At 42.1% G+C, this 26123-nt stretch carries 30 protein-coding genes; 6 read left to right on the top strand and 24 right to left on the bottom strand.

The window, feature by feature from the left end; translation table 11 throughout:
* Positions 1-4 precede the first annotated feature (4 nt).
* The 3 genes from CYG50_RS18515 to CYG50_RS18525 all read left to right on the top strand — a co-directional run bounded on the left by CYG50_RS18515 (position 5) and on the right by CYG50_RS18525 (position 4336).
* Positions 5-949 carry an OmpG family monomeric porin gene (locus tag CYG50_RS18515; RefSeq protein WP_102140625.1) on the top strand — a complete coding sequence of 315 codons (945 nt, stop codon included), beginning with the start codon at positions 5-7 and terminating at the stop codon, positions 947-949.
* 424 nt (positions 950-1373) lie between these two features.
* Positions 1374-3254, top strand: a complete 1881-nt coding sequence (locus CYG50_RS18520; protein ID WP_102140631.1) for a glycoside hydrolase family 3 protein — start codon at positions 1374-1376, stop codon at positions 3252-3254.
* A gap of 125 nt (positions 3255-3379) precedes the next feature.
* Entirely contained in the window at positions 3380-4336 is a 957-nt protein-coding gene (locus tag CYG50_RS18525) for an OmpG family monomeric porin (protein ID WP_004907017.1), read from the top strand.
* 319 nt (positions 4337-4655) lie between these two features.
* Here the strand turns inward: CYG50_RS18525 and CYG50_RS18530 are convergent, their stop codons facing one another.
* The 6 genes from CYG50_RS18530 to CYG50_RS18555 form a co-directional block, all read right to left on the bottom strand.
* Positions 4656-5669 carry a sulfate ABC transporter substrate-binding protein gene (locus tag CYG50_RS18530; protein WP_102140624.1) on the bottom strand — a complete coding sequence of 338 codons (1014 nt, stop codon included), beginning with the start codon at positions 5667-5669 and terminating at the stop codon, positions 4656-4658.
* Between the two features lie 183 nt (positions 5670-5852).
* On the bottom strand, positions 5853-6830 hold the full coding sequence (pfkA, locus tag CYG50_RS18535) for a 6-phosphofructokinase (protein ID WP_004265237.1): 978 nt from the start codon (positions 6828-6830) through the stop codon (positions 5853-5855).
* Positions 6831-7235: 405 nt separating this feature from the next.
* A complete protein-coding gene (locus tag CYG50_RS18540) occupies positions 7236-8180 on the bottom strand; it encodes a phosphatidate cytidylyltransferase (RefSeq protein ID WP_102140623.1) in 945 nt (314 codons plus the stop codon).
* Positions 8177-8818 carry a lysophospholipid acyltransferase family protein gene (locus CYG50_RS18545; RefSeq protein WP_102140622.1) on the bottom strand — a complete coding sequence of 214 codons (642 nt, stop codon included), beginning with the start codon at positions 8816-8818 and terminating at the stop codon, positions 8177-8179. Before CYG50_RS18545 ends, CYG50_RS18540 begins: the two co-directional genes overlap by 4 nt.
* Positions 8819-9055: 237 nt before the next feature.
* The gene (gene loiP, locus CYG50_RS18550) at positions 9056-9808 is read right to left on the bottom strand and encodes a metalloprotease LoiP (RefSeq protein ID WP_004907010.1); all 753 of its coding nucleotides are present in this window, start codon (positions 9806-9808) and stop codon (positions 9056-9058) included.
* Between the two features lie 226 nt (positions 9809-10034).
* Positions 10035-10616, bottom strand: coding sequence for a HutD/Ves family protein (locus CYG50_RS18555; protein ID WP_102140620.1), 582 nt, complete (start codon positions 10614-10616; stop codon positions 10035-10037).
* Between the two features lie 161 nt (positions 10617-10777).
* Here CYG50_RS18555 and CYG50_RS18560 point away from each other — a divergent pair, with 161 nt between their 5' ends.
* The 3 genes from CYG50_RS18560 to CYG50_RS18570 all read left to right on the top strand — a co-directional run bounded on the left by CYG50_RS18560 (position 10778) and on the right by CYG50_RS18570 (position 12415).
* Entirely contained in the window at positions 10778-11062 is a 285-nt protein-coding gene (locus tag CYG50_RS18560) for a type II toxin-antitoxin system RelB/DinJ family antitoxin (RefSeq protein ID WP_102140619.1), read from the top strand.
* Entirely contained in the window at positions 11043-11324 is a 282-nt protein-coding gene (locus CYG50_RS18565) for a type II toxin-antitoxin system YafQ family toxin (protein WP_102140618.1), read from the top strand. Before CYG50_RS18560 ends, CYG50_RS18565 begins: the two co-directional genes overlap by 20 nt.
* A 359-nt stretch (positions 11325-11683) precedes the next feature.
* Positions 11684-12415, top strand: coding sequence for a hypothetical protein (locus CYG50_RS18570; RefSeq protein WP_102140617.1), 732 nt, complete (start codon positions 11684-11686; stop codon positions 12413-12415).
* A 32-nt stretch (positions 12416-12447) separates the two neighbouring features.
* Here the strand turns inward: CYG50_RS18570 and CYG50_RS18575 are convergent, their stop codons facing one another.
* From CYG50_RS18575 to CYG50_RS23550, 18 genes are all read right to left on the bottom strand, one after another.
* The gene (locus CYG50_RS18575) at positions 12448-12666 is read right to left on the bottom strand and encodes an ogr/Delta-like zinc finger family protein (RefSeq protein WP_102140616.1); all 219 of its coding nucleotides are present in this window, start codon (positions 12664-12666) and stop codon (positions 12448-12450) included.
* A 71-nt stretch (positions 12667-12737) separates the two neighbouring features.
* The gene (locus CYG50_RS18580; protein ID WP_116068830.1) at positions 12738-13835 is read right to left on the bottom strand and encodes a phage late control D family tail protein; all 1098 of its coding nucleotides are present in this window, start codon (positions 13833-13835) and stop codon (positions 12738-12740) included.
* Positions 13832-14278 carry a phage tail protein gene (locus CYG50_RS18585; protein ID WP_102140831.1) on the bottom strand — a complete coding sequence of 149 codons (447 nt, stop codon included), beginning with the start codon at positions 14276-14278 and terminating at the stop codon, positions 13832-13834. The genes CYG50_RS18580 and CYG50_RS18585 overlap by 4 nt, the downstream gene beginning before the upstream one ends.
* Positions 14279-14280: 2 nt before the next feature.
* On the bottom strand, positions 14281-16980 hold the full coding sequence (locus CYG50_RS18590; protein WP_116068827.1) for a phage tail tape measure protein: 2700 nt from the start codon (positions 16978-16980) through the stop codon (positions 14281-14283).
* Positions 16973-17092, bottom strand: coding sequence for a GpE family phage tail protein (locus CYG50_RS18595; RefSeq protein ID WP_036962273.1), 120 nt, complete (start codon positions 17090-17092; stop codon positions 16973-16975). Before CYG50_RS18595 ends, CYG50_RS18590 begins: the two co-directional genes overlap by 8 nt.
* A gap of 14 nt (positions 17093-17106) precedes the next feature.
* Positions 17107-17415 carry a phage tail assembly protein gene (locus CYG50_RS18600; protein ID WP_036962040.1) on the bottom strand — a complete coding sequence of 103 codons (309 nt, stop codon included), beginning with the start codon at positions 17413-17415 and terminating at the stop codon, positions 17107-17109.
* Between the two features lie 9 nt (positions 17416-17424).
* The gene (locus tag CYG50_RS18605) at positions 17425-17940 is read right to left on the bottom strand and encodes a phage major tail tube protein (protein ID WP_036962042.1); all 516 of its coding nucleotides are present in this window, start codon (positions 17938-17940) and stop codon (positions 17425-17427) included.
* Between the two features lie 2 nt (positions 17941-17942).
* Positions 17943-19115 (bottom strand): phage tail sheath protein, encoded by a 1173-nt coding sequence (locus CYG50_RS18610; RefSeq protein ID WP_116068825.1) that lies wholly within the window; start codon positions 19113-19115, stop codon positions 17943-17945.
* A gap of 123 nt (positions 19116-19238) precedes the next feature.
* Positions 19239-19859: a tail fiber assembly protein gene (locus tag CYG50_RS18615; protein ID WP_102140735.1), complete on the bottom strand. Its 621-nt coding sequence runs from the start codon at positions 19857-19859 to the stop codon at positions 19239-19241.
* Positions 19859-21565, bottom strand: a complete 1707-nt coding sequence (locus tag CYG50_RS18620) for a phage tail-collar fiber domain-containing protein (RefSeq protein WP_238706811.1) — start codon at positions 21563-21565, stop codon at positions 19859-19861. The genes CYG50_RS18615 and CYG50_RS18620 overlap by 1 nt, the downstream gene beginning before the upstream one ends.
* On the bottom strand, positions 21562-22173 hold the full coding sequence (locus CYG50_RS18625; RefSeq protein ID WP_102140736.1) for a phage tail protein I: 612 nt from the start codon (positions 22171-22173) through the stop codon (positions 21562-21564). Before CYG50_RS18625 ends, CYG50_RS18620 begins: the two co-directional genes overlap by 4 nt.
* On the bottom strand, positions 22166-23077 hold the full coding sequence (locus CYG50_RS18630; protein WP_102140737.1) for a baseplate assembly protein: 912 nt from the start codon (positions 23075-23077) through the stop codon (positions 22166-22168). Before CYG50_RS18630 ends, CYG50_RS18625 begins: the two co-directional genes overlap by 8 nt.
* Positions 23078-23079: 2 nt before the next feature.
* Positions 23080-23421, bottom strand: coding sequence for a GPW/gp25 family protein (locus CYG50_RS18635; protein ID WP_102140738.1), 342 nt, complete (start codon positions 23419-23421; stop codon positions 23080-23082).
* The gene (locus tag CYG50_RS18640; protein ID WP_102140739.1) at positions 23418-24041 is read right to left on the bottom strand and encodes a phage baseplate assembly protein V; all 624 of its coding nucleotides are present in this window, start codon (positions 24039-24041) and stop codon (positions 23418-23420) included. Before CYG50_RS18640 ends, CYG50_RS18635 begins: the two co-directional genes overlap by 4 nt.
* Before the next feature lie 3 nt (positions 24042-24044).
* Positions 24045-24428, bottom strand: a complete 384-nt coding sequence (locus CYG50_RS18645; protein ID WP_116068823.1) for a hypothetical protein — start codon at positions 24426-24428, stop codon at positions 24045-24047.
* Positions 24429-24516: 88 nt separating this feature from the next.
* On the bottom strand, positions 24517-25134 hold the full coding sequence (locus CYG50_RS18650; protein ID WP_102140826.1) for a phage virion morphogenesis protein: 618 nt from the start codon (positions 25132-25134) through the stop codon (positions 24517-24519).
* Complete coding sequence (locus CYG50_RS18655) at positions 25131-25559, bottom strand: phage tail protein (RefSeq protein WP_102140827.1); 429 nt, start codon at positions 25557-25559, stop codon at positions 25131-25133. Before CYG50_RS18655 ends, CYG50_RS18650 begins: the two co-directional genes overlap by 4 nt.
* Positions 25543-26094: a DUF2570 domain-containing protein gene (locus CYG50_RS23550; protein ID WP_116068843.1), complete on the bottom strand. Its 552-nt coding sequence runs from the start codon at positions 26092-26094 to the stop codon at positions 25543-25545. Before CYG50_RS23550 ends, CYG50_RS18655 begins: the two co-directional genes overlap by 17 nt.
* Positions 26095-26123: the final 29 nt, after the last annotated feature.

The raw sequence follows: 26123 nt of genomic DNA on the forward strand, positions 1-26123 counted from the left end.
AAATATGAAATATATAGTTGGTTTAATCTATAGCATCATAATTATATTCCCTACAATTTGTTTCTCTGAATTAAATAATGACTCTTGGCGAGTTAATACTAATATTTATTTGGAAATAGAAGAATACCAAGGTCAACGTGATTCATTTAAAAATAAAGTCTACGATAAAATCAGTACAGTTGGGCAATTAAAGCTATACAACCCTAAATCTGACTGGCGCTTCATCCTAGATCATCGTGAATCCTTAAGAAATCATGGCCGTAATTTTACAACTTCACGGGATTCTTATATTCGAAACCGCACACAAATTGATGCTATCAAAAAAATTCTCAACACCTCAAAATCAGACTTAGAACTTGGTTTTCGTTACAGAAAAGAGTCAAACGATGTCGAACCCAACACCAAAGCGCGCTCATCGAATCGCTTATATGGCTTAACCCCAGCCGGTGAATACCGCTTCAACGATGATTGGTCTTTTAATTTTTGGCTTTCTTATTTTTATTACAGTAATTATTTCAATGACAGTAGCCATGAAGCAGAAACCGAATATGGCGTGACCTATAAATACTCAGATGCACTAAAAGCAAAACTCACTGTTTATATTGATAACCAATGGGATAAAAATTTCAGTACCCGCTTTTTACAATCACAAGTTCGCGCTTACTTACCCATTACCATTAAGCCTAACTGGAAAATTACACCATATGTACGTTATTTCTTACAAGAAAATACCTATGACAAAAATAATTATTTAACACAGGAAATTAAAAATGGCTTCCGCATTGGCTCCCGCGTGGAATACAAAGCTACGCCATCCCTGACTTTATGGAGTGAACTCGCCTACGAGCCTTCAACATGGAGATCACCAAAAAAGAATGGGATCACGTCAGGGTATGATAATAAACAAACGCTATACCTCGGTAAAATTGGCGTAAAATACCAATGGTAACCTTTAATTTTCAATCAACTTATTTCTCATAAAAAAACAAGCCATATGGAATATCATGTGGCTTATATATTTTAAATCACAAAATCATTTAAATATAAGAATAAAACATTTCGAAAAGCAAATAATCAGTTTAAATATTCACTTTTAACGTTACATTGTCGATTTAAATATCATTTAATTATAATTTATACTTACGTCACATAACAAAATAATATCAAACTGAAATTATTCTAGGTTAAAATCAATTATTCTCAAAAATTTACTATTTAATATCAATTAGATAAATAAAAACCATCTCAGTATTTATTTGTACTCTATTCCTCTTACTCTAAAAGAGAGAATACTATCAACTGTGAGCACTCTCACATCATAAATATATCCAGCCACTTATTATTTTTCGAAAAATAACCTAGAGAAAATGAAAATGAAGAAATTCACTTTACTTAGTGCTTGTATTTTCAGTGCGTTTTCAATGGCTAACCCAATAACACAAGCCCAATTGAATGAATTATGGCAAGACAAACAAAAGTCTGCTCAAGAAATAGTGGATAATATGTCCGAGGCTGAGAAAATTGGTCAGCTATTCATGCTGGATTTTAGATATTGGAATAAAGACAGTAATGGGGAACCCGCACCATTTTTGGCTATGAATGATGAGGTTTCTAAGGTTATCAATCAATACCATCTCGGATCAGTGATCCTATTTAGAGAAAATCTGATTGATACACCACAAACTGTGGAGTTAATTAATAAACTTCAATCTTCCCGCAGTAACCTTCCATTATTTATTGGCACCGACCAAGAAGGCGGCTATGTCACCCGCTTACGCGTAGGCACCGAAATGCCTGGTAATATGGCTCTAGGCGCAACACGTAACCCAGCCCTTGCAGAGCTAACAGGGATGATCCACGGATATGAGCTATCCAGTCTTGGTTTTAATATCAATTTTGGTCCAGTTGTTGATGTTAATAACAATCAAAATAACCCAGTGATTGGGGTACGTTCATACTCAGATGATAAAAATTTAGTTGGAACTCTGGCCACCAGCTATATTCAAGGTATTCATAAATATAATTTATTGACGTCACTTAAACATTTCCCTGGTCACGGAAATGTTTCTGCTGACTCTCATGTTGATTTACCCGTTGTTAATTCTGACGCAAAAACATGGCGAGATACTGAACTCGTCCCATTCAAATACGCGTTATCTCATGGTGCTGATGCCGTCATGACCGCACATATTATTGTACCAGCACTGGATGACCATAAGATCACCACACTTGCCGGTAAACAAGTTGGCACCCCAGCGACGCTTTCCAAACCTATTTTGCATGATATTTTACGTGATGAGCTCAACTATGACGGCTTGATAGTGACAGATGCCATGGATATGGGGGCTATTGCAGACAATTTCGATATTAATTGGGCGGTAGAAACCTCGCTACTTGCTGGCTCAGATATTATTCTTATGCCAATCAAAATGTGGGACTCCCAAGCGGTTTCTCGTTTAGATAACATGTACCGCTATTTAGAAACACAAGCAGAAAAAAATCCAGAACTGAAGAAACGTATTGATGAATCCGCAAAACGTGTGGTGCTGAAAAAGCTTCAGCAAGAAATTACGGCACAACCTGTAGACATAGTGAAAGCGGAACAAGTCGTCGCATCAAAAGGCCATAAAGATATTGAAAATATGGTTTCTGAGCAGGCTATCACATTAATTAAGAATGAGAATGTACTGCCTTATCAATTAAAACCACTCAATCGAATTTTCACTATTTCTGATGAAAAACCACGTAATTCTTTAATTCAAAAACAGTTAAATGATATCGCACAAGAAACGGGAGTTGCGATTATTACAGGTGAAAGTGTCGTTAAATTAAATGAAAACACACTAACTCAAGATGAAGCAAAAAAACTGGTGCAAAACCAAGATTTGGTATTACTGACGACCTATAACTTAAAGGATACACCAACGAATGCTCAGCTTATCATTGATGCTGCAAACCAACTTAAAACCCCGATTGTTGTTATCTCTTCACGTAACCCCTATGACATTGCATACCTAAATAATGTCAGCGCAAATATTGCTATCTACGGTATCACTGGATTTGATATCACCAATAATAACCGCAATTCATTAGAAACCAATATTCGTAGCGGGTTACGGACATTATTTGCTAACACTCATGGCCTGCCGCTAAACCCACCTCAAGGGGTGCTACCCGTTAATATCAAAAACCCACAAGGTAACAAAGTCCTGTTCCCTTATGGTCATGGCGAAACTTACTCCACAGTCAATTAATTACACAACCTATTAATTACTTAGCAATCATTCCGCCTTTATACCTCCACGGTATAAAGGCCAGACACTAACGCCTTAAATAAAGGCATAAAAAATAAAATACATATAAAAATTAAAGGGTTAAAATGAAAACTTCACTGAATGGTTTACTTTTTGTTACGCTCACAGGATTGGCAACATCCGTTTTCGCAGCCGATCAAGTCAATAATGATTACTGGCGCGTTTCTTCCAACGTCTATATGGAACTCGAAAAATTTGAAGGGCATCATAATACCAGCGGTCGTAAGGTCTACGACAAAACCACGATGGTTGGGCAGCTATTTTTAGTGAATCCTGAATCAAAATGGAGCTTTTTTCTGGAACATAAGGAATCATTAAGAAGCTACAACCATAATTTTTCAACATCCAAAGACTCTTTTATTCGTAATCGTACACAAATTGGCGCTACTCGGAAAATGTATGCCAGCGAGATTGGCCAGTTCAATTTAAATGTCACCTATCGCAAAGAATCCAATGACTCCGCACCAGGTACACAAGCGCGCCCATCGAATACGATGTTTTGGTTAATGCCTAGCGGGACATACAATTTCAATGATAAGTGGGCGTTTAACTTTTGGGATGCGGTTTATCACTACGACAATTTCCACGCCCCCAACAGTTATGAGTGGGAATCCGAGCACGGGCTTGTTTACAAGGTCAATGATTCCGCAACCGCCAAAGTCTATCTATACACCGATTGGACATGGGATAAAGACTTTAATAAGACATGGGAACAAAACCAAATTCGCGGTTATTTTCCTATCACGTTAAACCAGGATTGGAGCGTAATGCCTTATTTTCGCTATTATTTAAATGAACATAACTACGATAGCAACAAACGTACAACTCAGAAAGTTAAAGACGGCTACCGTGTCGGAACACAGGTTTTTTATAACTTAACACCAAAACTAACGCTATGGGGCGGCTTCGCGGTTGAACCTAGTACTTGGGAAAATCCCAAAAATGCAGGTATCACCTCTGGTGGCAATAACCGTCAAACATTTTATCTTGGCCAGTTAGGTGTCAAATACCAGTGGCAATAAATTAACCTCATTCCTAGTCTGCCCCTCACAGGCTAGGAATAATACCCCATTTTAATCCTGTTTTTATTATCCCCGCCCTTAACTATCATTACTCAAAATATTTATTACACCTAAGATAATACTCTAAATAGTTCAAATTGTAGGTAGGCGGCAAACAAACGAGGCCCTAGGAGCATACACCAGTATGTGACTAGGGCGAGTGCGTGCAGCCAACACCCCTACAAATTGAAATATGACGAGTATTTAGGAGCATACACCAGTATATGACTAGGGTGAGAGCATGCAGCCAACACCCCTACAAATTGAAATATGACGAGTATTAGCGTTGAATGATTTCGTCGAACACCCCTCCATTCGCAAAATGGGTTGCTTGCGCGGCTTGCCAGCCCCCAAAGCTGCCATCAACCGTCAGCAGTTTTAGTTCAGGAAACTGTTGTTGATATTTTTTGGCCACTTCACTATTTCGTGGTCGATAATAGTTTTTAGCTGCAATTTCCTGCCCTTGCGCAGAATAGAGATGCTCTAGGTAAGCTTCTGCAACCGCCCTGCGGTCACGTTTATCGACGGTTTTATCGACAACAGCGACGGTTGGCTCAGCGAGAATCGAAATACTTGGCGTCACAATTTCAAACTGCCCGCTTTCCCCTAACTCATTGATGGCTAATAACGCTTCATTTTCCCAAGCAATTAATACATCGCCGATACCACGTTCAACAAAACTATTGGTTGCGCCACGAGCCCCTGAATCGAGGACTTCCACATTTTGATACAGCTGTTTAACAAACTGCTTCGCTTTTTCAGAGTCTTGCTGGTTTTTATCTAATGCATACCCCCACGCTGCGAGGTAATTCCAACGAGCTCCACCAGAAGTTTTCGGGTTGGGTGTCACCACAGAGACATCTTTACGGACTAAATCGTCCCAATCGTTGATGTTTTTCGGGTTATCTTTACGAACTAGAAAGACGATAGTCGATGTATAAGGAGCTGAGTTATCGGGAAGTTTTTCTATCCAGTTTTTATCTATACGGCCACTTTGTGCAATAGCATCAACATCGTAGGCTAAAGCTAACGTCACAACATCGGCTTCTAACCCATTCACCACTGATATGGCTTGCTTACCTGAGCCACCATGAGATTGACGAACAGTGACGGTATCCCCCGTTTTCTTTTGCCAATAATCACTAAATTCCTGATTATATTGCTGATAAAACTCACGAGTTGGATCATAAGACACATTCAACAATTGAATGTTTTTCGCCCATGTCCCTGTCGCTAACAGCAATAGCAATGCTGTCGTGAATTGTGATTTTTTTACCTGCCATGAACGTGTCATTTGCCTTCCCTCATTAAATTTGCGATAAGGAGAGGCTGACAGATAGCATCAATTACGGGAAATAATTAAAAAGAAAAACTTATAAGAATGAGGAATATATGAACAGAGTATTATCTGGAATACAGGATCAAACCTGCATAGCGGGAAATCACTATGCAGGAAAGATTTGCAATTATAGAGGGATTAGTACAGCTTCTTCGCTGTATCAAACCAATCCTTCTTAAAGACGCGCTTCATATTCATAACCGCATCAATAATGTCATGATGGACTAATTTTTCATTTTGAATACCCACACAGCGCCCGCCGTAGCCTTCCAACAGAAGTTGAATGGAATAAGCTCCCATGCGTGATGCTAAAATGCGGTCATAAGCAACCGGAGAACCACCGCGTTGGATATGGCCTAGAACCGTTGCACGGGTTTCGTGGTGTGTTTCCTGCTCAATATATTTCGCTAATTCACCCACATCACAAACGTGTTCGGTAATAGCGACAATCGCATGACGTTTGCCTTTTTCAATACCACGTTTGATTTCTGATAATAATTCTTCGCGGTCAAAAGCCATTTCCTGCTCAGGTAACACTAAGAACTCACAGCCCCCAGCAATCGCAGCAGATAGCGTTAAATCACCACAGTAGCGACCCATTACTTCAACAATAGAAATACGTTTATGGGACGTCGAGGTATCGCGAAGGCGGTCAATAGCCTCAACAACCGTTTCAAGTGCAGTGAAATAACCGATGGTATAGTCTGTGCCAGCAACGTCATTATCAATCGTTCCCGGTAATCCAATACATGGGAACCCAGCTTCCGTCAGTGCTTTAGCCCCCAAATAAGAACCATCACCACCAATAACAACTAATGCGTCAATATGATTTTTCTTCAGATTATCGAATGCGACTGCACGCACTTTTTCATCACGGAATTGTGGAAAACGAGCTGAGCCTAAGAAGGTACCACCACGGTTAATCATATCTGACACGCTATACCGGTCTAATTGCTTCATGCGGTTTTCATATAGGCCAAGGTACCCGTCAAAAATACCCATGACTTCTAAACCTTCACCCAATGCCGCGCGAACCACACCGCGGATCGCTGCATTCATGCCTGGCGCGTCACCACCACTCGTTAAAACCCCAATTCTTTTAATCTGCTTGACCATGATGACCTCTGATTAATGAACATAAAATTGCAAATCGATAAAACCGTTACGCTGCTAATCTTTTTAACGCTAATTACGCTGGCTTACCAGTGCTGAATTGATTCACCTAGCAGCATAATACGGCAAAGAGTGAATTATGCATCTGCTTTCCATCAAGCTTTTATGTTTTATTGTGATCCAGTTTACATAATTCTAGCCGAACACCCCAATAGGTAAATCTTTCAATGCAAAAAAAGCGCTAGAGTACCAACTAAAGCGAATTACCCTAGTTGAATCTTAGTTTGAAATAAAAATTAAGTATTGATGATAACACTTAAATTCCTTCGATGCTGTACCTATAAAACAAAAGAAAAGCACCATTTGGTGCTCTTTTAATTAACGAACAAAAACGAAAATAAAATTGGCCTATGTATAGTAATAACGCGTTAAATGGAAAAAAATAGGCGCAGCAAAACACAATGAGTCAATGCGATCCAGCATGCCCCCATGTCCTTCAATAATCGCCCCAAAATCTTTAATGCCACTATCACGCTTAATGGCTGACATACATAACCCTCCCACAAACCCCATAATAGTAATCGCTAATGACATCAGCCCCGCAACCCACCAGCTAAATGGAGTTACCCAGTAAAGGCAAACACCAATAAGTACTGAAGATAATACGCCGCCAATAAAGCCTTCAATGGTCTTGTTTGGGCTCAGCTTAGGCACAATAGGCCGTTTACCCATTAACTTACCAAAAACATACTGCAACACGTCTGAAATTTGCGTCACAATAATCAAGAAAAGTAATAATTTTACGTTTTCGCCTTCATAACCTTGAATATTCAGCATCAACAACGCGGGTACATGACTCAAACAGAAAACAGCCACCAACATTCCCCACTGAATTTTTGCTGTTCGCTCAAGAAAATGAAAGGTATCTCCCGCTAAAGCAATGCGAGTTGGCAAGAAAAGGAAGACAAAAACAGGCACAAAAATTGAAAATAACCCATACCATTCAATACCAACTAAGACATATTGCAATGGAATAAAAACAAAAAAGCACCAAAATAATGCTTCATGGTCACTGCGCCGTGTTGGCGTTAAGGTAATAAACTCTCTGAGTGCAAAGAACGATATCAGCGCAAATAAGATCACCACACCTATATTGCCAAGCACAACAGCCAGTACACAAATAATGCACATGACCCACCATGCACGAATACGCGCATTCAAATTATCAATAGTTGGGTTGCTTTTTTCACCTGAATAACGGTATGCAAGAATACCACCAATAACACTAGCAAATACCAGTATCCCAAAAACACCTGACAACAATAATACTAATTCCCTGTCCCCAATATTCATGGCATTAGCTCCTCAAGCGCTACTTTTGCTCGCTGCAAAAAGGCGATTTTATTTTCATTTTCCATAAGAGGCTCCAGAGGCTTACCAACGATAGCTGAACAAATCACCGGCACAACAAGCTTTGACCCCTTCGGTAACACACGATTTAAATTTTCCAAATAAACGGGAACAACTTCAACATCAGGGTATTTTTTCGCGAGATGGTAAAGCCCACTTTTAAATTGGCTTAAAGTTTCCCCATCACCACGCGTGCCTTCAGGAAAAAATATTAATGAATGCTTTGCCTCTAATACTGACTCTAAAGGAGCTAATGTATTATTTTGAGCTGGCTTATCACCTTTTCTATCGACCAATACCGCCCGAAAAACCTTATTAACTAAATAACGTCGAAACGGTGTTTTGACCCAATAATCTTTAGCAGCAACCGGGTGAACAAAATGACGCATTAACGGCGGTAACCCAGACCAAATAACCAAACCATCAAGATGGCTTGAATGATTGGCATAATAAATACGTGTGGTCATTGAAGGTTGGCACCCTACCCAACGAGTGCGAACACCCGTTAATAAACGGCAGGTTCCCGATAACAGCATGCCCATTCCCTTAGCTAAAAGAGAAATTCTCTGCACTTTTTCCATCTTTTTTCCTTGCTAACGTTTTATCAAACGAAAATTTGCAAAATTACGAAAAGACCTGAATATCGTTTAATTAACAAGATAGAGAGTCGGTTACAGGAGCACAACGGGATAAGTTCTGATTTGCAATATAAGAAAAGTAATATTGAGATAAATAGCAGGAAATACGTGATTGGTGTAGCAATATATCATCATATTACTACACCAAAATAACACTCAACTAACGTCAATAATTAAATATTATTTTTTGTCAGCGGCAATACGGTCACGGATGTTTTGTGCACGTTCGCTTGATGGTGGGTGAGAGTCAAACATGCTTGTCTCGCCGCTACCCATTTTCGCTAATTTTTCAAAACCAGTGACTAAACCGTCAGTTTTAACACCACGTTTTTTTAGTAAGTCATAAGAGAAGTTATCTGCTTCGCTTTCTTGGTGTTGAGAAAACTGTGAGTTAATCAGTTTTTCACCCAGAGCTGCAACTTGTGATGCACTCAGTTGTTCTACAACGCCACCCGCTGATGCTGCGGCAGTACGCGCAGCAACTGCCGCATAAGCAACTTGCATTGCTTTACGTGTATGACCTAATGCAACGTGGCCCATTTCATGACCCAGAACGCCTTCAACTTCGTTATCGTTCATCACATCCATCAGGCCGCTATATACACGCACACAACCATTTGCCATTGCCCATGCGTTGACATCGCTAGTCAGATAAACTTTATAGTTTACTGGAGTACCATCAACTTCGTTACCCAGTGCTTTTGCAATTTTGTCTAAGCGTTTCGCATACTTGCTAGACGCTGGAGCAATTTTGTTTTGCGCATCCATTTCTTTACAAGATTGGTCACTTAATTGTTTAACATCAGAGTCAGTCAGTGTCGCAGCTTGGAATAATTGCATGCCTGAGTTAGTCAACATCCCTTGGTCTAAATTTTTACAACCCGTTAAAATGACAGCAGAAACAGCAACTGCCACAAGCGCTTTCATCTTCATAGAACATTTTTCCTTTAGTATATATAGGTATTATTTTTTAATGACGCTAAAGACTATAAATTCTGCGAAAAATAACAATAGGAATAAAGCCATAATTATCCAATATATGAATTTGATAACGTTTTTATTAAAATTGCAAAATAGACAGAATATTATTCCAATAATAGGTACACATACAGATTGCATGCAAATGGCCATTAGGGCAATGGCCAAAAAATCACTCTAACTACTTAATAAATAACTCAATAACACAAAAATCATTTTCTGTATTCTTTTCAACAATAAATTGCAGAGCTTCTCGATTTTCTTTAATTAATAGAGTGTCAAATGGCTTTAAATAAAAGGAATCTGAATTAATTTTCATACTCAAACGAGGTGTAATATTAAAAATTAAGATCTCACTAGCCCCACTCACCCAAGAATTAATGAACGCAGTATTCACCCATTGTAAGCGAGCCTGATATTTTTCAGGGTTATAGATGACATTAAAATCACGAATTGCACCCTGAACGAGTTCCGCATAAACCTCGCTTTCCCCATTAAAAGCAAAAAATTCTTTTTGCTGTAATGCCACCGCCGGTTTCTTATCTACATGCAAAATAAGTCCTTCCCCTTCCAATACACCAATAATACGTTGCCGATTTTGGAAAAAGGAAAACGAGCCCGCCGTTTTAACATCTGCTATTGACACTCGCCAATCAAAATCATCTAAACCTTCACCATGGCTGCGCGCCAATTCAAGTGTCGACCCCTGGCCATTTTTCCAAGGCATATTGCGATAATCTTGCGTCGTTAATATCTGAGTCATAAGGTGAACCCTACTTTAGTAGATACATTATTTTTATAGTGAGAATGAGAAATGAAAATAGCAGACTTTCAACAAAAAAACGCCTTTTTAAAAATCAATTTCAAATTGTAGCCCATGCGTGCTACAATTCAAACATTCACCATAAGAAGAGGATAACGGTAATGGCCAGTACTCAACATAAAACAGATATTGTCAGAGCCAGAATTGAGCCTAAAGTCAGGGAAAATGCTGAAGCAGTGTTATCTGAATTAGGGATTAGCATGTCTGATGCTATTCGTATTTTCGTCAAGCAAATATCATTGCGACAAGCTTTTCCTATTGAGTTAAAAACACCAAACTCAATTACATTAGAAGCTATTAATGCACCAACTACAGACGAAACATTTGACTCTGCTGAAGATTTATTTAGCCAAGTGAGCAAGTCCGATGCTGAAAATTCGCGTTAAATCCCAATTCAAAAAAGACTTAAAAAAGTCGTTATCTGACAAAAAAAGAAATACTCAGCTATTAAAAGAGTTAATCGATAACCACCTATGCATTACTGGCTCTGTTCCAGCAGAATATTTGCCTCATCCCTTAAAAGGAAACTGGAGACCTTGCTATGAATGTCACATACAACCCGATTTTTTATTAATTTGGGATATAAACTACCAAACCAATGAAATCATATTAGTTCGCTGTGGTTCTCATTCTGAATTATTTGGCTAATTCATCACATTTCCCTACCTAAAACAATTAAATCGACGTAGGCGACCGTCCACTTACCGTCCACCTCTGCGAACTTTGATGAACTTTCATAGCCTTTTAAATATTGATAAGTTACTGTTTTTAAAGAATTGAAGATATAATTTATTAAAAAAAAAGCCCCTAAAAGGGGCTATAAAAGACAGGGATGGTGTTCATTATTTAACTGTAACTTATTGTTATTTAATACTTTACAATTCACACTGTCCACGTTACGTCCACATCGACCATTATTGACCCATCAGCCCCTCAAAATGAGGGGCTTTACTTATCATTCAAACCAGAATCTAATTTAAGCACGTCACTCACTAAAAGGAGAATTCATGGATAACTTATTTTTTATACTGACTCTTATAGCTTTAATTGCTTTTATTCTGGGGTTAATAAAGCCTAAACTAGTGCTTATGCCTAATAGGATGAAATCCTCACTTGTTTATTCCATAGCTATCCTTGTTCTACTTTCTTTATTCATTGTTTTTGCCGAGCCGTCACAAACCCAAGAGCAAGCAAAAAGCAGCCCACAAACTGAAGAACAAAAACAGCCACAAAAAAATAGTTACTTATCTAGTGACCAAGAATGCACGAAAGACAATAAAATTTATGCAACCGCAAAAGATGCTATGGAATATTTCAGTGATTATTACCCTGAAAATAACACACTCGAAATTATTAGTGAGTCACCGCTAAAAATTAGATTATCTCCGCAAGCTGTTAGTAATGATATTGTTGATGTAAAAGAGTTATTAACTAAGCGCGCTGTTGTCTATGGTGTTTACCGTGCTTTGATTAATACACCTAACGATAAAGTTACAGTAACATCCTACTTGGTAGATTTTGACGGCAAAAAGCTGAAAGACTCACCAGAATATACAACAACTATCACTAAACCACAGGCATTAGAGATCATTAAAAAATATATTCCGGTTAATAATTTGAGTGAACTAACCGATGATAGTTGCTCTTTTACTGCGCGATTCAATGAATTACGATTTGATGATAGTGGTAAAAAAGGCTTTGATACCTTTTTCAACGAATTGATTAGTGTTTCTAAGTAATATTTAGCCCCTCAATTGAGGGGCTTTAGTTTCTATAATGCTAAAGAGGGTTGCTGGTATTTGTTCGGATGCGGTTCAACAACATTAATATGTGCAGGTTTAACAACAATTTTGGTTACTGATTCGTGACTGACAAATGTGCAACCACAATTGATATTTTGGCACTGGTTATAACGTTCTTTAGTTTCGGATGAAACTTGGTAGGAACTACGTGTATGTGCAGCGTGACCGCATTCAGGACAATTCATCATGATTATGTATCCTTTGTCATGATGTTGATGTTATGTAAATTATATCATGTGTATCCATACAGTCTAAAAAATTATTCATCAGCCATATCTAAATCTGAAATTTTCACCTCTAACTCTAATGCGGTTGTAAAACCACTGTCATTCAGTGAATGAACGACTCGCGTTAATGTCCAGTCCGCGTTATCAATTTCGGGTTTAAATCCGCTGACGGTGACAGGCATTTCAGGGTAGAGTTCTGCACGACCAACCGCGAGTTGAATCGAAAATGACGCAACACCACGTTGGATTTTTTCCCAGTTGGCTTTTGCTGCTCGGGCGGCATTTTCTTTCGTGGCGTAGGTATGAGAAAGCGTGAGAACGTTCCCTTGTTCGCCAGCTAGATATTCCCCTTGTTTTTCTTTCGGTTCAGCGGGTTTTGTAGGTTGTTTGCTTTTTCGCTTACGCTTTACCGTCACTGCTTTTTTCTTTTTCGGCTCACGTGTATCAAGCCAGTTAGCGATAACGCCGGTGTATGCTCCGCGGTCAGCCAGTGTAAAACGGTGACCATCACCGACAGAGCGATTAATGTGCATCGTTTGAATCGGTTGGCCAGTTGCGGTGAGCCCTTGACCTTGTTTCATAAACAGTAAGTTTCCGTTTTTAACCGCAACAATTGCCCCCTCGGATTTAGCCACTCGTGTGAGAAATGAGCCGTCCGATTCGTTGGTTTGGTCGATATGAGCGAGTTTAATTTTATCTAATTTTTCATCAATAACCGCCTTTAACTTATTGCGTTCCGCCAAGGTGCGTACAATATCGCCCAACGATTTTTGATGGTAAGACTGCTCACGCTTGACGTTTAAAGTGTCGCGAAAGTCCGCACTACGACCACGGATCGTGAGCTTATCTGGCACGCCGCTATGTTCAACCTCATCAACCGTAAACGTCCCCTTGTAGATCAGCGGTTCGTTTTTCCAACCAAGATGCAATGACAGGGTTTCACCTCGCTTTGGTAAGGCGAGTTGTCCGTCGCTATCATCCAACTCAATATCTAATTGGTCAGCTTCAAAGCCGCGATTGTCCGTCATGGTTAATGACATTAAACGCCCCTGAATCAGGCTATTAATATTTTCACCGCCTGCCGCGAGCGCAAAAGCAGGAGTTAACTCATCTTTGGTTAAAAAACTCATAGCGGTAAGGCTCCGCGAATATCATTGAGCTGCTGACCTAGATCGCCAAACATTTGAGACAGTGATTCATCAGTGCGTTTTAATTTCAGCGTAAAATCAATTTTTCTGGCCGAGCCATCATCAAAAAAAATACTTTTCGATTGGGTGATTTCTTCAATTACAAACATACCGTAAATGGTGCCTGAGCCATCAATCAGCGACCATGCTTTTCCCGTTTCTGCCATTTGCTCTAATACCAGTAATGACAGCCTGCCGCCAGTCAGTGACGGGAATAATGAGCCACTTAATGTGATATCGTCATTATCAAGGCCGATAAATTGAACTGCGGGGCGCTTGCCGACACGATTATTCACCCCATAACGGTATTTTTGGTTAATTTGCATCATCTGGTAAGGCGTTGTATTTAATTGAAAGACAAACAAGCCTAGTGCTGCCATTGCCATAATTAATCGTCCTCGCTGTCTTGATACCGACTCAGTCGTCTTGCCTGTTCACGCCGTTGGTTTTGCTCTAATTGTCTAGCGACTTCTCTAGCAATATCGTTTGCTGACTGGCTCGGTAATGGATAAATATTGATAGTGACCGGCGCAGTATTTGCCGCGTGATTGCTTTGATTTATGGTTGTTGGCGCGGATTGATAGCTATTTGCGGGTAAAGCATAAGGATGGATGGGTTTTGCTGTCGCGGTCATAGAGCCAATAGTTAATGCCGCCGCAGCCAGTGCAGCGGTTTTTCTCCGGCTAGTGATATGAGCTGGCCCATTAACAAGCTCGGGGCCATATTCCCCCGCAATACCGAATTGTCCACGGGGAATAAATCCGCCATTGTCGAACATGCCCGCACTTTTCATACCGGCTTGAATAACGGTCACTTGTGACATGGCGCGCACAGTTTTGGTTTCATCCGAAAGCATCCAATCGGGCAAAATATTCGTGGTCATTTGCTTGAGTTCGGCAAATTGGGCTTTCAGTGATTCCCATTTTTCCAGAATGCCGTTTTTCAGGCTATCAATGATCTCACCGCCAATTTGTTTAAAGCGTTCCGGTAAACCTTTAACATCCGCGACAATCTGCTCCCACTTATCAGAAATGGTTTTCTTCACCAATGCCCACATACGAGAAGTGATAGCGACAATCTCACCCCAGTGCTGATAAACCAGCCCGACAAGCCCCCAATTCAGCACATAGGATTTAACTCCCTCCCAGAATTGGGAAAATATCTCTGTGACTCTGTTCCATAATTTTTTAGCGTACGGAACGATATCATCCCAATATTTATAAATCAGGTAAGCTGCGCCAGCGATAGCCGTGATAATTAAGATAATCGGGTTAGCTAATAGCGCACGGCCTAGCATCATAAATGCCGTTCCAATTAACTTAATAGGCTTAATCAGTAATGATAGAAAGCCGCTGCCTTTGATACCTAATACGGACAGACTTAATTTCGCCATGGCGAGTGGGCCAATTAATGCCGCAATCATCAATGTGATACCGCCACCAACGGCCAGCACCGCACCTAATCCCAACGTGATCATGGTGATTTGTTTGACCAGTTCAGGGTTTTTCTTTGCCCATTGGCCAAACTTCGAAATGAGATCAGTGACTCGTTTAGTGATATCCCGCAAAGGGCTATCCGCACCACCAAAAACTTGTATCCCCACATCTTCATAAGCCGAGGTTAAGTTTTTTAAGTCGCCATCAAGATTATCTGTCATGGTTTTGGCGACTTTTTCCGCTTCCCCTTTAGCGGCTTTGATTTCAGCAATCATGGCCTGCAACTGACCGGAGCCAGCTTGGTCAACCAATACTGAGAGGGCAGAAAATGCCTCTTCACCGGCAATATGTTTAAACAGTCCGGCACGCTCTGCCGTACCCATTTTTTTTGTTTTTTTGTCTAGCTCGGCGAGTATCTCGGTAAATTGGCGCAAATTACCTTTGGCATCACGGGTTTTAATTTTCAATTTATCAAGGGCTTCACCAGCCATTTTCGGCGGCTCTGCCAAGCGCCCTAAAATAGAGCGTAAGCCTGTACCGGCCATACTGCCTTGAATACCCGCATCACCGAGTTTACCGGCGGCAACGGCGGCGGTTTCTAAATCGACACCGAGCCCCGAAGCAACCGGCGCTACATATTTCATCGTGTCGCCAAGCATAGTGAGGTTGGTGTTAGACCGCGTAAACGTGGCAACAAGGGCATCACTGACACGGTTCATTTCATTAGAATTCAGCTTAAAGCCGGTCAAGATGTTGGAACCAATATCAGCCGTGGTGGCCAAGTCGATATCACCAGCCAATGACATGGATAAAGTGCCGGACATGGCATTTTTAATTTGTTCAGGTTTAAAACCGGCCATGGCGTAGAACGCTTGTCCTTGTGCAACTTCATTAGCGGTAAATGCGGTTGTTGCCCCGAGGTCTCGCGCTTGTTCCCTTAACATCTTGTAGTCGTCGGAATTTTTATCAAGGCGAGTTAAGGCTTGCACTTTCGACATGCCGATTTCAAAATCATAGCCTGGTACTAAGACTTTTTTAGCCGCATAACCTAACCCCACACCGGATGCAAGCATACCCGCGCCGCTACCGGCCATTTTATTACGCACTCCCATGGCATTTTGATAGCTATTTTTTGCCGCAGACATTCGCTTTTCTTGGTTGGCTACCCGTTTTAGTTGCTGCTCTTGTTGCTGTAATCGCCGGCTTGTGCTGGCAATATCACTATTTAATTTGATTTGGGCTTGGCTTAGCTGGCGTGTTGAAATCCCACTGCCTTTTAGGGCTTCCCGTTGGCGCTGCAATGAAGCACTCAGTGTGCCGGTTTCAGCTTTGAGTTTTGCGGCAGCCGCTTTTGCGCGGTCAAGCTCCCGTGATTGGGCCCTCGTGGGATTTTGAACGGTGGATAATTCACGTGCGAGCCGGCTAACTTTGGCGGTAGCCTGTTGATACGCTTGACTCGCACTATCAAGGGATTGCTTGGTTTTCTTAAACCCGTCAATTTGCTTGGCTTGGTTGTTGAGCTCTTTGAGTTGTTGTTTAGATTGGCGGAGGGTTTCCGCCAATTTTTTATTTGACGCTTGGGCGCTCTTAAACGGTTTCGTGAATTTATCAACGGCGCTTAAAATCACCTGTAAACGTAAATCTTTACTCATCTTCTACACCGCTACGTTTAAGGGCGTGATAACGCCATTCTAATAATTCGGTTAGGGAAAATTCATCGGTGACAGCCGGCGACCAGTGAAAAATAGTGGCAATATCTGCCACTAAATCATTCACGGTTAATCGTTCTGGAAATCCATAGTCACCGACTTCGGTAACAAAAAAAGCACAAGCTCTTTGGTTAAATTCAGCATATCCGCGGGGTTCATCATGATTAATTCGGGTTTCGTCAATGCTGGTGCGGTGACGCGGGGTAATACCAACATTGCCGAATCCACATCCATTTCCATCAGTGCGGCTAAACGAACACCACGCAATGCTCCAGAATTGGGTTTACGTACCACAATCTCTGTCACTGTGGTTGTTCCACGCGTGATGGGTTCATCTAGCGTGACGGTGATTTGATTTTTTTCTACGGGTTCAGTCATTTACTTTTCCTATAAACCTAATGCGGCGCGTTGTTCTTCTAGGCGGTCAACACCATCAACTTTTTCAATCATATTGAGTAAATCAATCTCAATGAGTGTTTCACCATCCCAAATGAGTTTGTAATACGTGGCATTAAAAGGCGCTTTGACTTGGGTATTTTCACCGGCCTTGCCATTACCGGAGTCAATTTCACTGAATCGACCCCGTAACACGACCTCAACGGCGGTGTATTCTTTGGTATCTTGGCGTTGATAAGCACAATTGAGGCGCAACATCACGCCATCAATTTGAGTGATCCCCCATTGCTTATAAAGCTGGGCTTCTAAGCCTCCAAATGTTAATTCGGCAGAGAGTGCATCATCTTCTAACCCCATATCAATTTTGACGCCGCCATTCATGCCGCCGCCGCGATAGGTTTCAAATTTACGGGTGATTTTCGGTAGCGTGATTTCTTCAATACGCCCCATATAGCTTTCACCCTCATTGAATAAATTTAAATCTTTAAGTTTGCGTGGTAAGGCCATGATTACCCCTTAATTTTTGAGCCAAAATCTAATAAATAGCGGTCAGTGATACGCTGACGTAACAGTAAGTTTTCCAGTGGGGGTACGGCTGTATAGTCATAATCAATGTATAATTTGCCGCTTTTCAGCTCTTCTTTGGTGTTAACGTCTGGATCGAACCAACATTCACCGCCTAACAAATAGCCTTGCGTTGTCATGCTGCGCAGTTTTGCATTGATACTTTCGATAATATCGCGAGCCAGTGAGGGATTAAGCGTACCGTCAATTGACCAGTCCAGCCCCTCGGCGATGGTATCGGATAACACCTGCGCGGTGCGGGTATAGGACTCAAAGGCAAACAACGGATCATCAGAGCAAGTACGGGAGCCCCAAAATTTGAAGCCGTTATTGCGAATGAGCGTGGTGATATCGTTTTCGTTGAGTAAGCCAGCATCAGTGGCAGGGTCTTGTAAATCCCATGACACATCGGCAGAAATGCCCGTGACACCATTAACACCCACGTTAGACAAAGTTTTATGCCAGCCAATTTCATTATCAATTTTGGCACGTAAACCCAAAGCACATGCGGTGGCGTAGATATTACTCTCTGCATTCGCGACGGTATCCCAACTTTGGAATTCAGGCCAAATCAACATTAATTCACGTTGATTAAAGTTCTTGCGGTAATCAATCGCATCCGAAATGGTTTTACTGCCATAGGCGCAAATGTAAGCCATGGCACGCATTTTTTGCGCGATACTGGCGAGCGTTGATGAAACCGCCTGTGTATCGTGAGCCGGTACGGCTAGAATGCGAGGCTTAACACCTAAACGGCCTTGCGCCACGGTTAATGCCTGCAAGCCGGTTTTACGGCCATCGGGTGTAGTACCACCAATAATATTGGATGTGGTTTCTGCTTCGCTTTCGCCTTGTTCAACACGTACAACCACGGTGACCGGTTTTGATTGGTTACCGATGGCATCCAGTGAGCGAGCAAGCGTGCCAGTTTCGCCAGCTTTACCTGCCGCATTATTCACATCTGTAATTAAAACAGGGGTATTGAGTGGAAAGGCTTTTGTGTCTGCATCATCGGCAGTACACACCATTCCGACAATGGCGGTGTTGATGGTGCGAATAGGTCGCGTGCCTTCGTTGAGTTCAATCACTCGCACGCCATGGTGATAATCTTGAGCCATTACTAGCGTCCTCTATTTTGCAATAGCTCAATTTTGGGTTGGGGTTAAGGCAAATGCACGAAATGGCGATTGTGTGAAGGATGAAACAAAGCCCCATTGGTTGGGGCTCAGAGTAGATTAATGTTATTCGGGTTTTTCAGGCCAATCAATATCTGGTGCGAGTGAAGTATCAACACGGTTTAACAAAACACGGTATGTTTTCCATGCTGTTAATTTTGCTTGGTAATTGTCATCATCAAGACCGACCTCAATCGCATCTTGTAAATATGTGATGGTGGTATTCGCTTCCTCTAATCGTTGCGCCTTTTCCTGCTCGGCTTGTGCAACCAATGCCGCTTTTTGGGCTTCAGTATCTATTACCCACTTTTTGCCATTCCACACGTCAAACTCAGTTTTGGGCTCTAAAAGAGTTAGCATATCGGGCAAATCGCCAATAAAATCAATTTCAATCGGTTGACGGGTTTCCGTACTGTAAGCCGTTTTCCCTCTGTTATCGGTGACAATTTCCCATTTAGAGCCATCCTCACTACGCACCACCGCGAAACCGGCTTTTGTGGGTAATTCAGGCGCATCAATATAAGCGCCAGCGGACACACTTACATCAAAATAAATATTCTCCATGCTTGCGTTTAAATATTCGCGCGTTTGTGGGTCTGCAATATAAACTTTAATCCAACCTGCTTTTGTTGCTAAACCATTTGCGCCAATTTCGGCTTGTTCAACCTCTAAATTATAGTTTTTCATTATGCTGCTCTCACGATATATAAAAATGCAATGTTGCGTGGACGGTTTTCATTTGCTGTTGGTACATCTCTTGAAGCATCAAAATCTAATGACCCATAGGCTCCACTTTCTGCGGATACACCTCCCCTTTCTGAAGTGTGTGCGGAGCGTATTGCTCCTGTTCCCACTTCTTCAGCTACGTTAGTCTTAAAACTCCTACCCAAAGACCCTTTAATATTACGAATAGCATCTCCTTGCGCGGATAAAACAGCTCTACCGCTGTCAATATTCCGACCAGCATCAAGACCACGAAGGAATTCTCCTCGCAAATCAGGTAAAACCCCTGTTGGGTATACTTTTGCTAAAAGTGGATAGGTTGTTTTATTGAATGATTGTCCATTACAGACTAAAAAGCCTGACGGAGCAGCAGCTTGAGGCCATGGAATAGGTGCACCTACGGGATAGTCGCTTAATCCTACTGTCCCTAACGTCTTTAAACCCCCATTGTGATCTTCTGTCACATTGAATCCAGTGTATACCTTTGCGTATTCCCAGTTTTCAGTCGTACCATTCCCTGATGTTGAAAAACCAACACACAGGTCTTTTCCTCTGACTTTATAAGCAAGCTCAAACCCACGCTTAGCGCTATAATCATTTATTCTTGTAATAATTACAGTGCCATCAATCAACGAGGAGTAAGGCGACTCAGATTTACTCATCTGCACTGAACCACGAAAACCGATATCGTACTGTGCTTTAGTGACTGTCAAGGATTGAGCGCTACCGATATCGGCAAATAAACCATTTTCACCTTTACTGATTTTTTCTGCCAACGATGCATTGACTTCATCCTTGCTGTATAAGCTTAAATTATTCCTTGCGTCACTGGCATTTTTTGCTCCCGTTCCGCCACACTCAACAGGTATCAAGCAGTTACCAACTCGACCAGTGCTATCAACAGACAATGTTATTTTATTCGTGTTGAGGTTTTTTACTGAAATCCATCCAGTATTACCTAAGTCGAATGAAGAATTATTATTTGGAGTTTTAATGGAAACATCTGTGCCGTTTATGGTAAATCTATTTCCATCCGCATAATCACCTTTTGGTTGTTTTTTGCCCAATTCAGTTGCGAGCAAGTTTAAGCTAGGAACTTTGTCATTATCATTGCCTAGAACGCCTGAAATGTTCGCCTTGTCGAATTTTTTATTTAAATCCAGTTTGGTTTGTGCTGATAGCGCATCAATTTTTTTGTCCAGCACGGTGATTTCAGTATTCACATATTCACGGGTTGCCAGTACAACTGACGGGTCAATTTTCAATGTGACCGATTCAGTGTGACTGACAATTAACACCATGCGAATCGATTGTGTACGGCCTGAGCCTTCGGTAAGTTGTGGCTTATAGGTTTCGGGGCAGTTTGCCACGGCAATTAGATTACCAGCTTTATCAAACAAGCCTATTTCACGAATAAACCAGCCGCCTTCTGATTCAGGAATAATTTGCTCTGCAATGATTTGGTTTTTATTTTTGTCATCAATAAACAGTGTATTAATGGCGGCGCGGCGCTTTTCTGCGATCAATTTGGTTTGATTGGTATCTGGCGTTGGCAAACTCCCGCCACCATCGCCCACCGCCATATGTGTTAATTCAAGTTTTGTGCCCAAGGCGGTGGCCTGAGCGAGTAAGTTCTCACCTAATTTAGTGAGCAGAGCAAAGTATTTCATTGTGGATTAATCCTCATTTCATCAATTAAGTGAATAGCCGCGCCTTGAACATCAAGGCCAGAAACTGAAATTAAAGGCGGTGTATATGCATAAACCGTCAATGAATCACCGGTATAGCTAGATGCCCCGCAATAGAATTCACCGCGGGTTTCTAGTTGAATAGTGAGCCCGACAAGGTGACGACTCGCTGGCTTGGCATCAAAAATTAACGCCTCTAACTCTTGATACATTTCCTCGGTGATACCGGTTTCAAGAACCCCGATATCAAGGCGAAACGTGCCGGCGGTTTCGTTGGTTTTCCACCATTCAATTACACGGATTAAATAACCCAACGGCTCAACTACGCGGCGCAAGGCGCCTATCGTGCCCTTGTGCTTATGAATAAACATGGCGGCTTTCACGGCATCCCGCTTGGCTTTTTCCGTCCAGTTTTTATCCCACCGGTCAACACTAAACGCCCACGCCAAATACGGCAGCAAATGCACGGGGCATAAATCAGGGTTCCATAGAATGCGGATCGGAATAGGCACGCGCTCAATCTGTGCCAATGACTCAGCCGCCGCGAGCTCTAACGGTGATGAGCCGACAGGTAATAAACGATTATTCATCTGAGCCCCCTAGTGCCACGTTAATTTGTGTGCAGAAGCTGGCCTGTGTTTTATCCAGTTTGATATCTGCAACCGGCTTTTTCAGCTCCACACGTTGCACGCCTTGCACATGTAGCGCGGCATAAATGGCACTGAGCACAATGTCACGGCCTAGTCGGTGTTGTTGTGTGGCATAGCGTTTCACTTGTTCCTCAGCTGCGGCCATAATCGGTTCGTATTCAGGGGAGGGATAACAGTAAATCACCGCATCGATTTCATAGTTAACGATGGTTGCCGATTGCACAGTCACACGGTCAGCAACCGGCCTAACATCTTCATCATTTAAAGCTACGTTCACTTTTTCAATTAAATCAGCCGGTGCGCTGCCGTTCCCCTCGCGGGATAAAACGGTAACCGTGACATGAGCCGGTAGCGGGCTAATGACAGAAGCGTCAGAAACTCGACCATCTGCGCTACGAGCGTGATATTCATAACTGCCAATCGGGCCTGCTACGCTTAACGCTTCAAAAGCGGCCGGTATACGCATACGTAAATTGGAATCAGATTCATACACCGGTGCAATCGGTGGAATGGCACTTTCATCACCCGCAGATAACATCAAGCGTTTCACGTTGTTATTGGCCGCAAGTTGGTCAAGGTCGGCACCCGTAGCAAAGGCCACCATACTTGCGCGAGCCGCTTCATTAACGCGCTGACGTAAAATCAATTCACGGTAGCAGCTCTCTTGCAATAATTTGGTTAACGGCTCAGATTCCAATTCTAAGGTGCGGGTGATGGCTTCCCGTTGTTCTGCTGGCATCGCACCAATTAGTGCGGCTTTGCGTTCGGCAAATAGCACCTCATAATCTAACGTTTCGACCACATCCGGTGCCGGTAATAAACTTAAATCAATACTGGCTGCCATCGTTACCTCACATTGACCGAAAAATTAAATGACTGATTGGTGTCTTGGTTTGTGGCTTCAATATCAATCACCATCTGCGCGGTCTCGGTGCTGCTTAAATTAATACGCGTTAACAAAATGCGCGGCTCCCACTTTATGAGCGCGGTATAACAGGCTGACATCAGTTGTAATTTCAGGGCTGGATTTTGGGGTTGGTCAATAAGTTCTGATAATAGCGAGCCATAATTTCGCCGTGCGATGCGCGAGCCGATAGGGGTGATCAGAATATCGCGTACGGATTGGCGTATATGCTCAATATCGGAAATGATTTTTCCATCCATTCGATTCATGCCGCAATATCTCATTGAGGACCATCCGTGCGACTTCCGCCACGCTCAACACCACCATGATCGTGATCATCCAGAACAACCCCATTTGATGAAAACGTCCCATTTTTATGAACAATATCTCCCGTCATTTCGCCGCCCTCGGTGACATTGAGTGTGGCGCAGGTCAGGTTTTGTGAGCAAATCACCGTTGGAGTGGTGAGGTTAATTTGCTTGCTCGCATTGACGATAACCACTTTTGTGGTGGCGTTGATTTGCTCACTGGCCTCAATCGTAGCCGTTTTAATCCCTGTTGCGATTAATGCACCAGTGGCGGGTTCATATTCAATGATTGCCCCATCTGAATAGGTTCGGTGGTCTGCTGTGAGTGAACTGGTCGGCTCGGCATGTTCATTGGAAAAGATACCGGTTAGCACAAATGCCGTGGTAAGTTCGCCGCCTAAAGCAAGGATAAGAACTTGCTCACCCACGCTAGGTGCATTCATGGTGCGAGTATTACCAGCACGCAAGGTGATCCAATTTAGCCAGTCGGTTTCTAGCTCACCAGTTTTAACACGACATCCTTTTTGTGCATCAACATTAGTCACAGTGCCTGTGCGGATCAGGTTTTTGATTAGGCGACGAATCTCGGCAGACATAGTTTATTTACTCGCTGCCTTGACTGCCGACAAAAGCACACCGCGAGCCAACCCCTGCCAAAAACACCAAAATACAAAGAATGGCACGACAACCCACTGACTTGTTATGAATAGGATAATCACACCGATCGCTGTCAATAAAATCACCGTTCGATAAATCCATTCATCAAGCGGTATGAGAAGCTTTTCGAAGCCCTCAAAGGTATATTCATAATCTTTATTGGATAAAAAAGGCGTGAGAGTAAAAAATAATTTAAAGCCGTGAAGTGAAATGTACGTATTGATGATCACCACAGAAATATAGTTACCTACGCCCGTATCACAAAAGATAACCAGTGAGTAAATAATGATAAATAGAGTAGGAATTAGCGGAATGTATTTGCGCATGGCAACCTCAAAAAAATGATTTTCTTAAGCGTGCCATTGATAGTGTATTGATTGCAGCTACTGCCTTTTGTGCAGTCGGTGATACACATTATCGAGAGAGGAAATCAATAATCTGACTTTCAATATGCCTGATTTCTTGCGGAGTGAGCCCTAACAACTGGCGTGATGGATAGGTTATTTTTGCATTACCAATACGCTCTGTTAAACCGAATTGGTGTACACCGGCGATGTTTGCTGCTGAAGGCAAAAAGTAAATGACGGCTTCTTTATCGCCACTGTATGCACGTAAAAAACGGGCAGTGGCGAGCTTTTTAAACATGCGGGTTTGCTTGGTTTTACGCGCTGTACTGATTTTATCTTTCTTGATGCTGATATAGCGCTGAATATCTGATTTACGAAATGAGCGCTGCGCTTTTTTATTCGCGTCTTGGCCAGTGATTGTTTTGCTATTACCACGCCAATTCCGTAAGGTACGTTTTTGGCCATGCCACATAAATTGGATTTCACGTTGTACCGTGATGAAATTCGCTTTACGTTTGGTATATGGGCTGCCATCCGGATTTTTTTGTTGTGAAATGCGCTTAATTTGAGAACGGCGTAAATCGCGAGTGATTTCTTTGGCGAGCTGCCGGCGCTGGCCTTGCGACATGCGATTTAATAAATGCGTTAATTCACTGTCAAGTTGACGCAAAGTATCATCATTCATTGTGTGGTGCGCCATTCATCAAAAGGGTTTGCAGGCTCAGGGGTGGCCTCAATCACATATTTTCCGTCTTTATCAATCGCTAATACGCGCTCAGTGAGATTTAAATCAATACTAATGTGGGCGGTTTTATTATCTAAAATCACCGCTTCAAATCTAAAATCTTGTTGCCGCTTAGCAGGGTTCGCCGAAATATCAGACTGATTTTTTCTTAGCCAGTCATTGACTACGGCAATTAAGACATTCTGATCACCTGAATAACGTTCAATAATGATATTGGCGGTGTATTCATATTCAAAACTGGGCGTTTCTTCCAAGGTGGAAATAATCCGCCCATTTTCAACAAATAAATACAGGTTTTCAGGGTTATCTTTGAGAAACGGAATTTTACTGTCTAAGTACGCCCGTAAGCTAGTGAGTTTTTTCACCGTTCCGCTCCTCATCAAATAATTCGATCGCACCCAATTGAATATTGGTGGTTTCTAAGGCCGCGAGTAAAGGGTCAACCATCAAAGCCAAATCGCAATAAGTTAGAACCCGTCCGGTAGCGGTGGGGGTACTTGCTGGGTTAGTGTTTTCGGAATGGGAACGCATTGCGTTTGCACGGATACGGTAGGCGTTGTCGAGCACCCGATCAGCAAGATACTTAGGCACAGGTAAATCACACGTTGGCTCGTTTTTAAGAAGGGTTTTATATTCAATTTTTCTTTCCTCGGCGGCGGCACGTTGAATAATACCGCGACGATAGGCATCACCCGCGATTTGATTTGCACGGTGAAAACTTAATGATTGCTCAGAGATCAGCGCGGATTTTTTATCAACGTCTAACGAAAGTTGTTGGTTTTCTGCCGTGAGTATGCCGACTCGTTCATTAAGCCGATCTATTTTTTTGAGACCTTGCCAGCCGGCGAATATGACACCGGCGACAAGGAATAATGCGAAAGCGATTACCCACTTTTTCATATTAAACATAAGCTTTTCGTCTCGCATTA

Origin of the sequence: Providencia huaxiensis (genome assembly GCF_002843235.3) — a bacterium.
Classification (GTDB): Bacteria; Pseudomonadota; Gammaproteobacteria; order Enterobacterales; family Enterobacteriaceae; genus Providencia; species Providencia huaxiensis.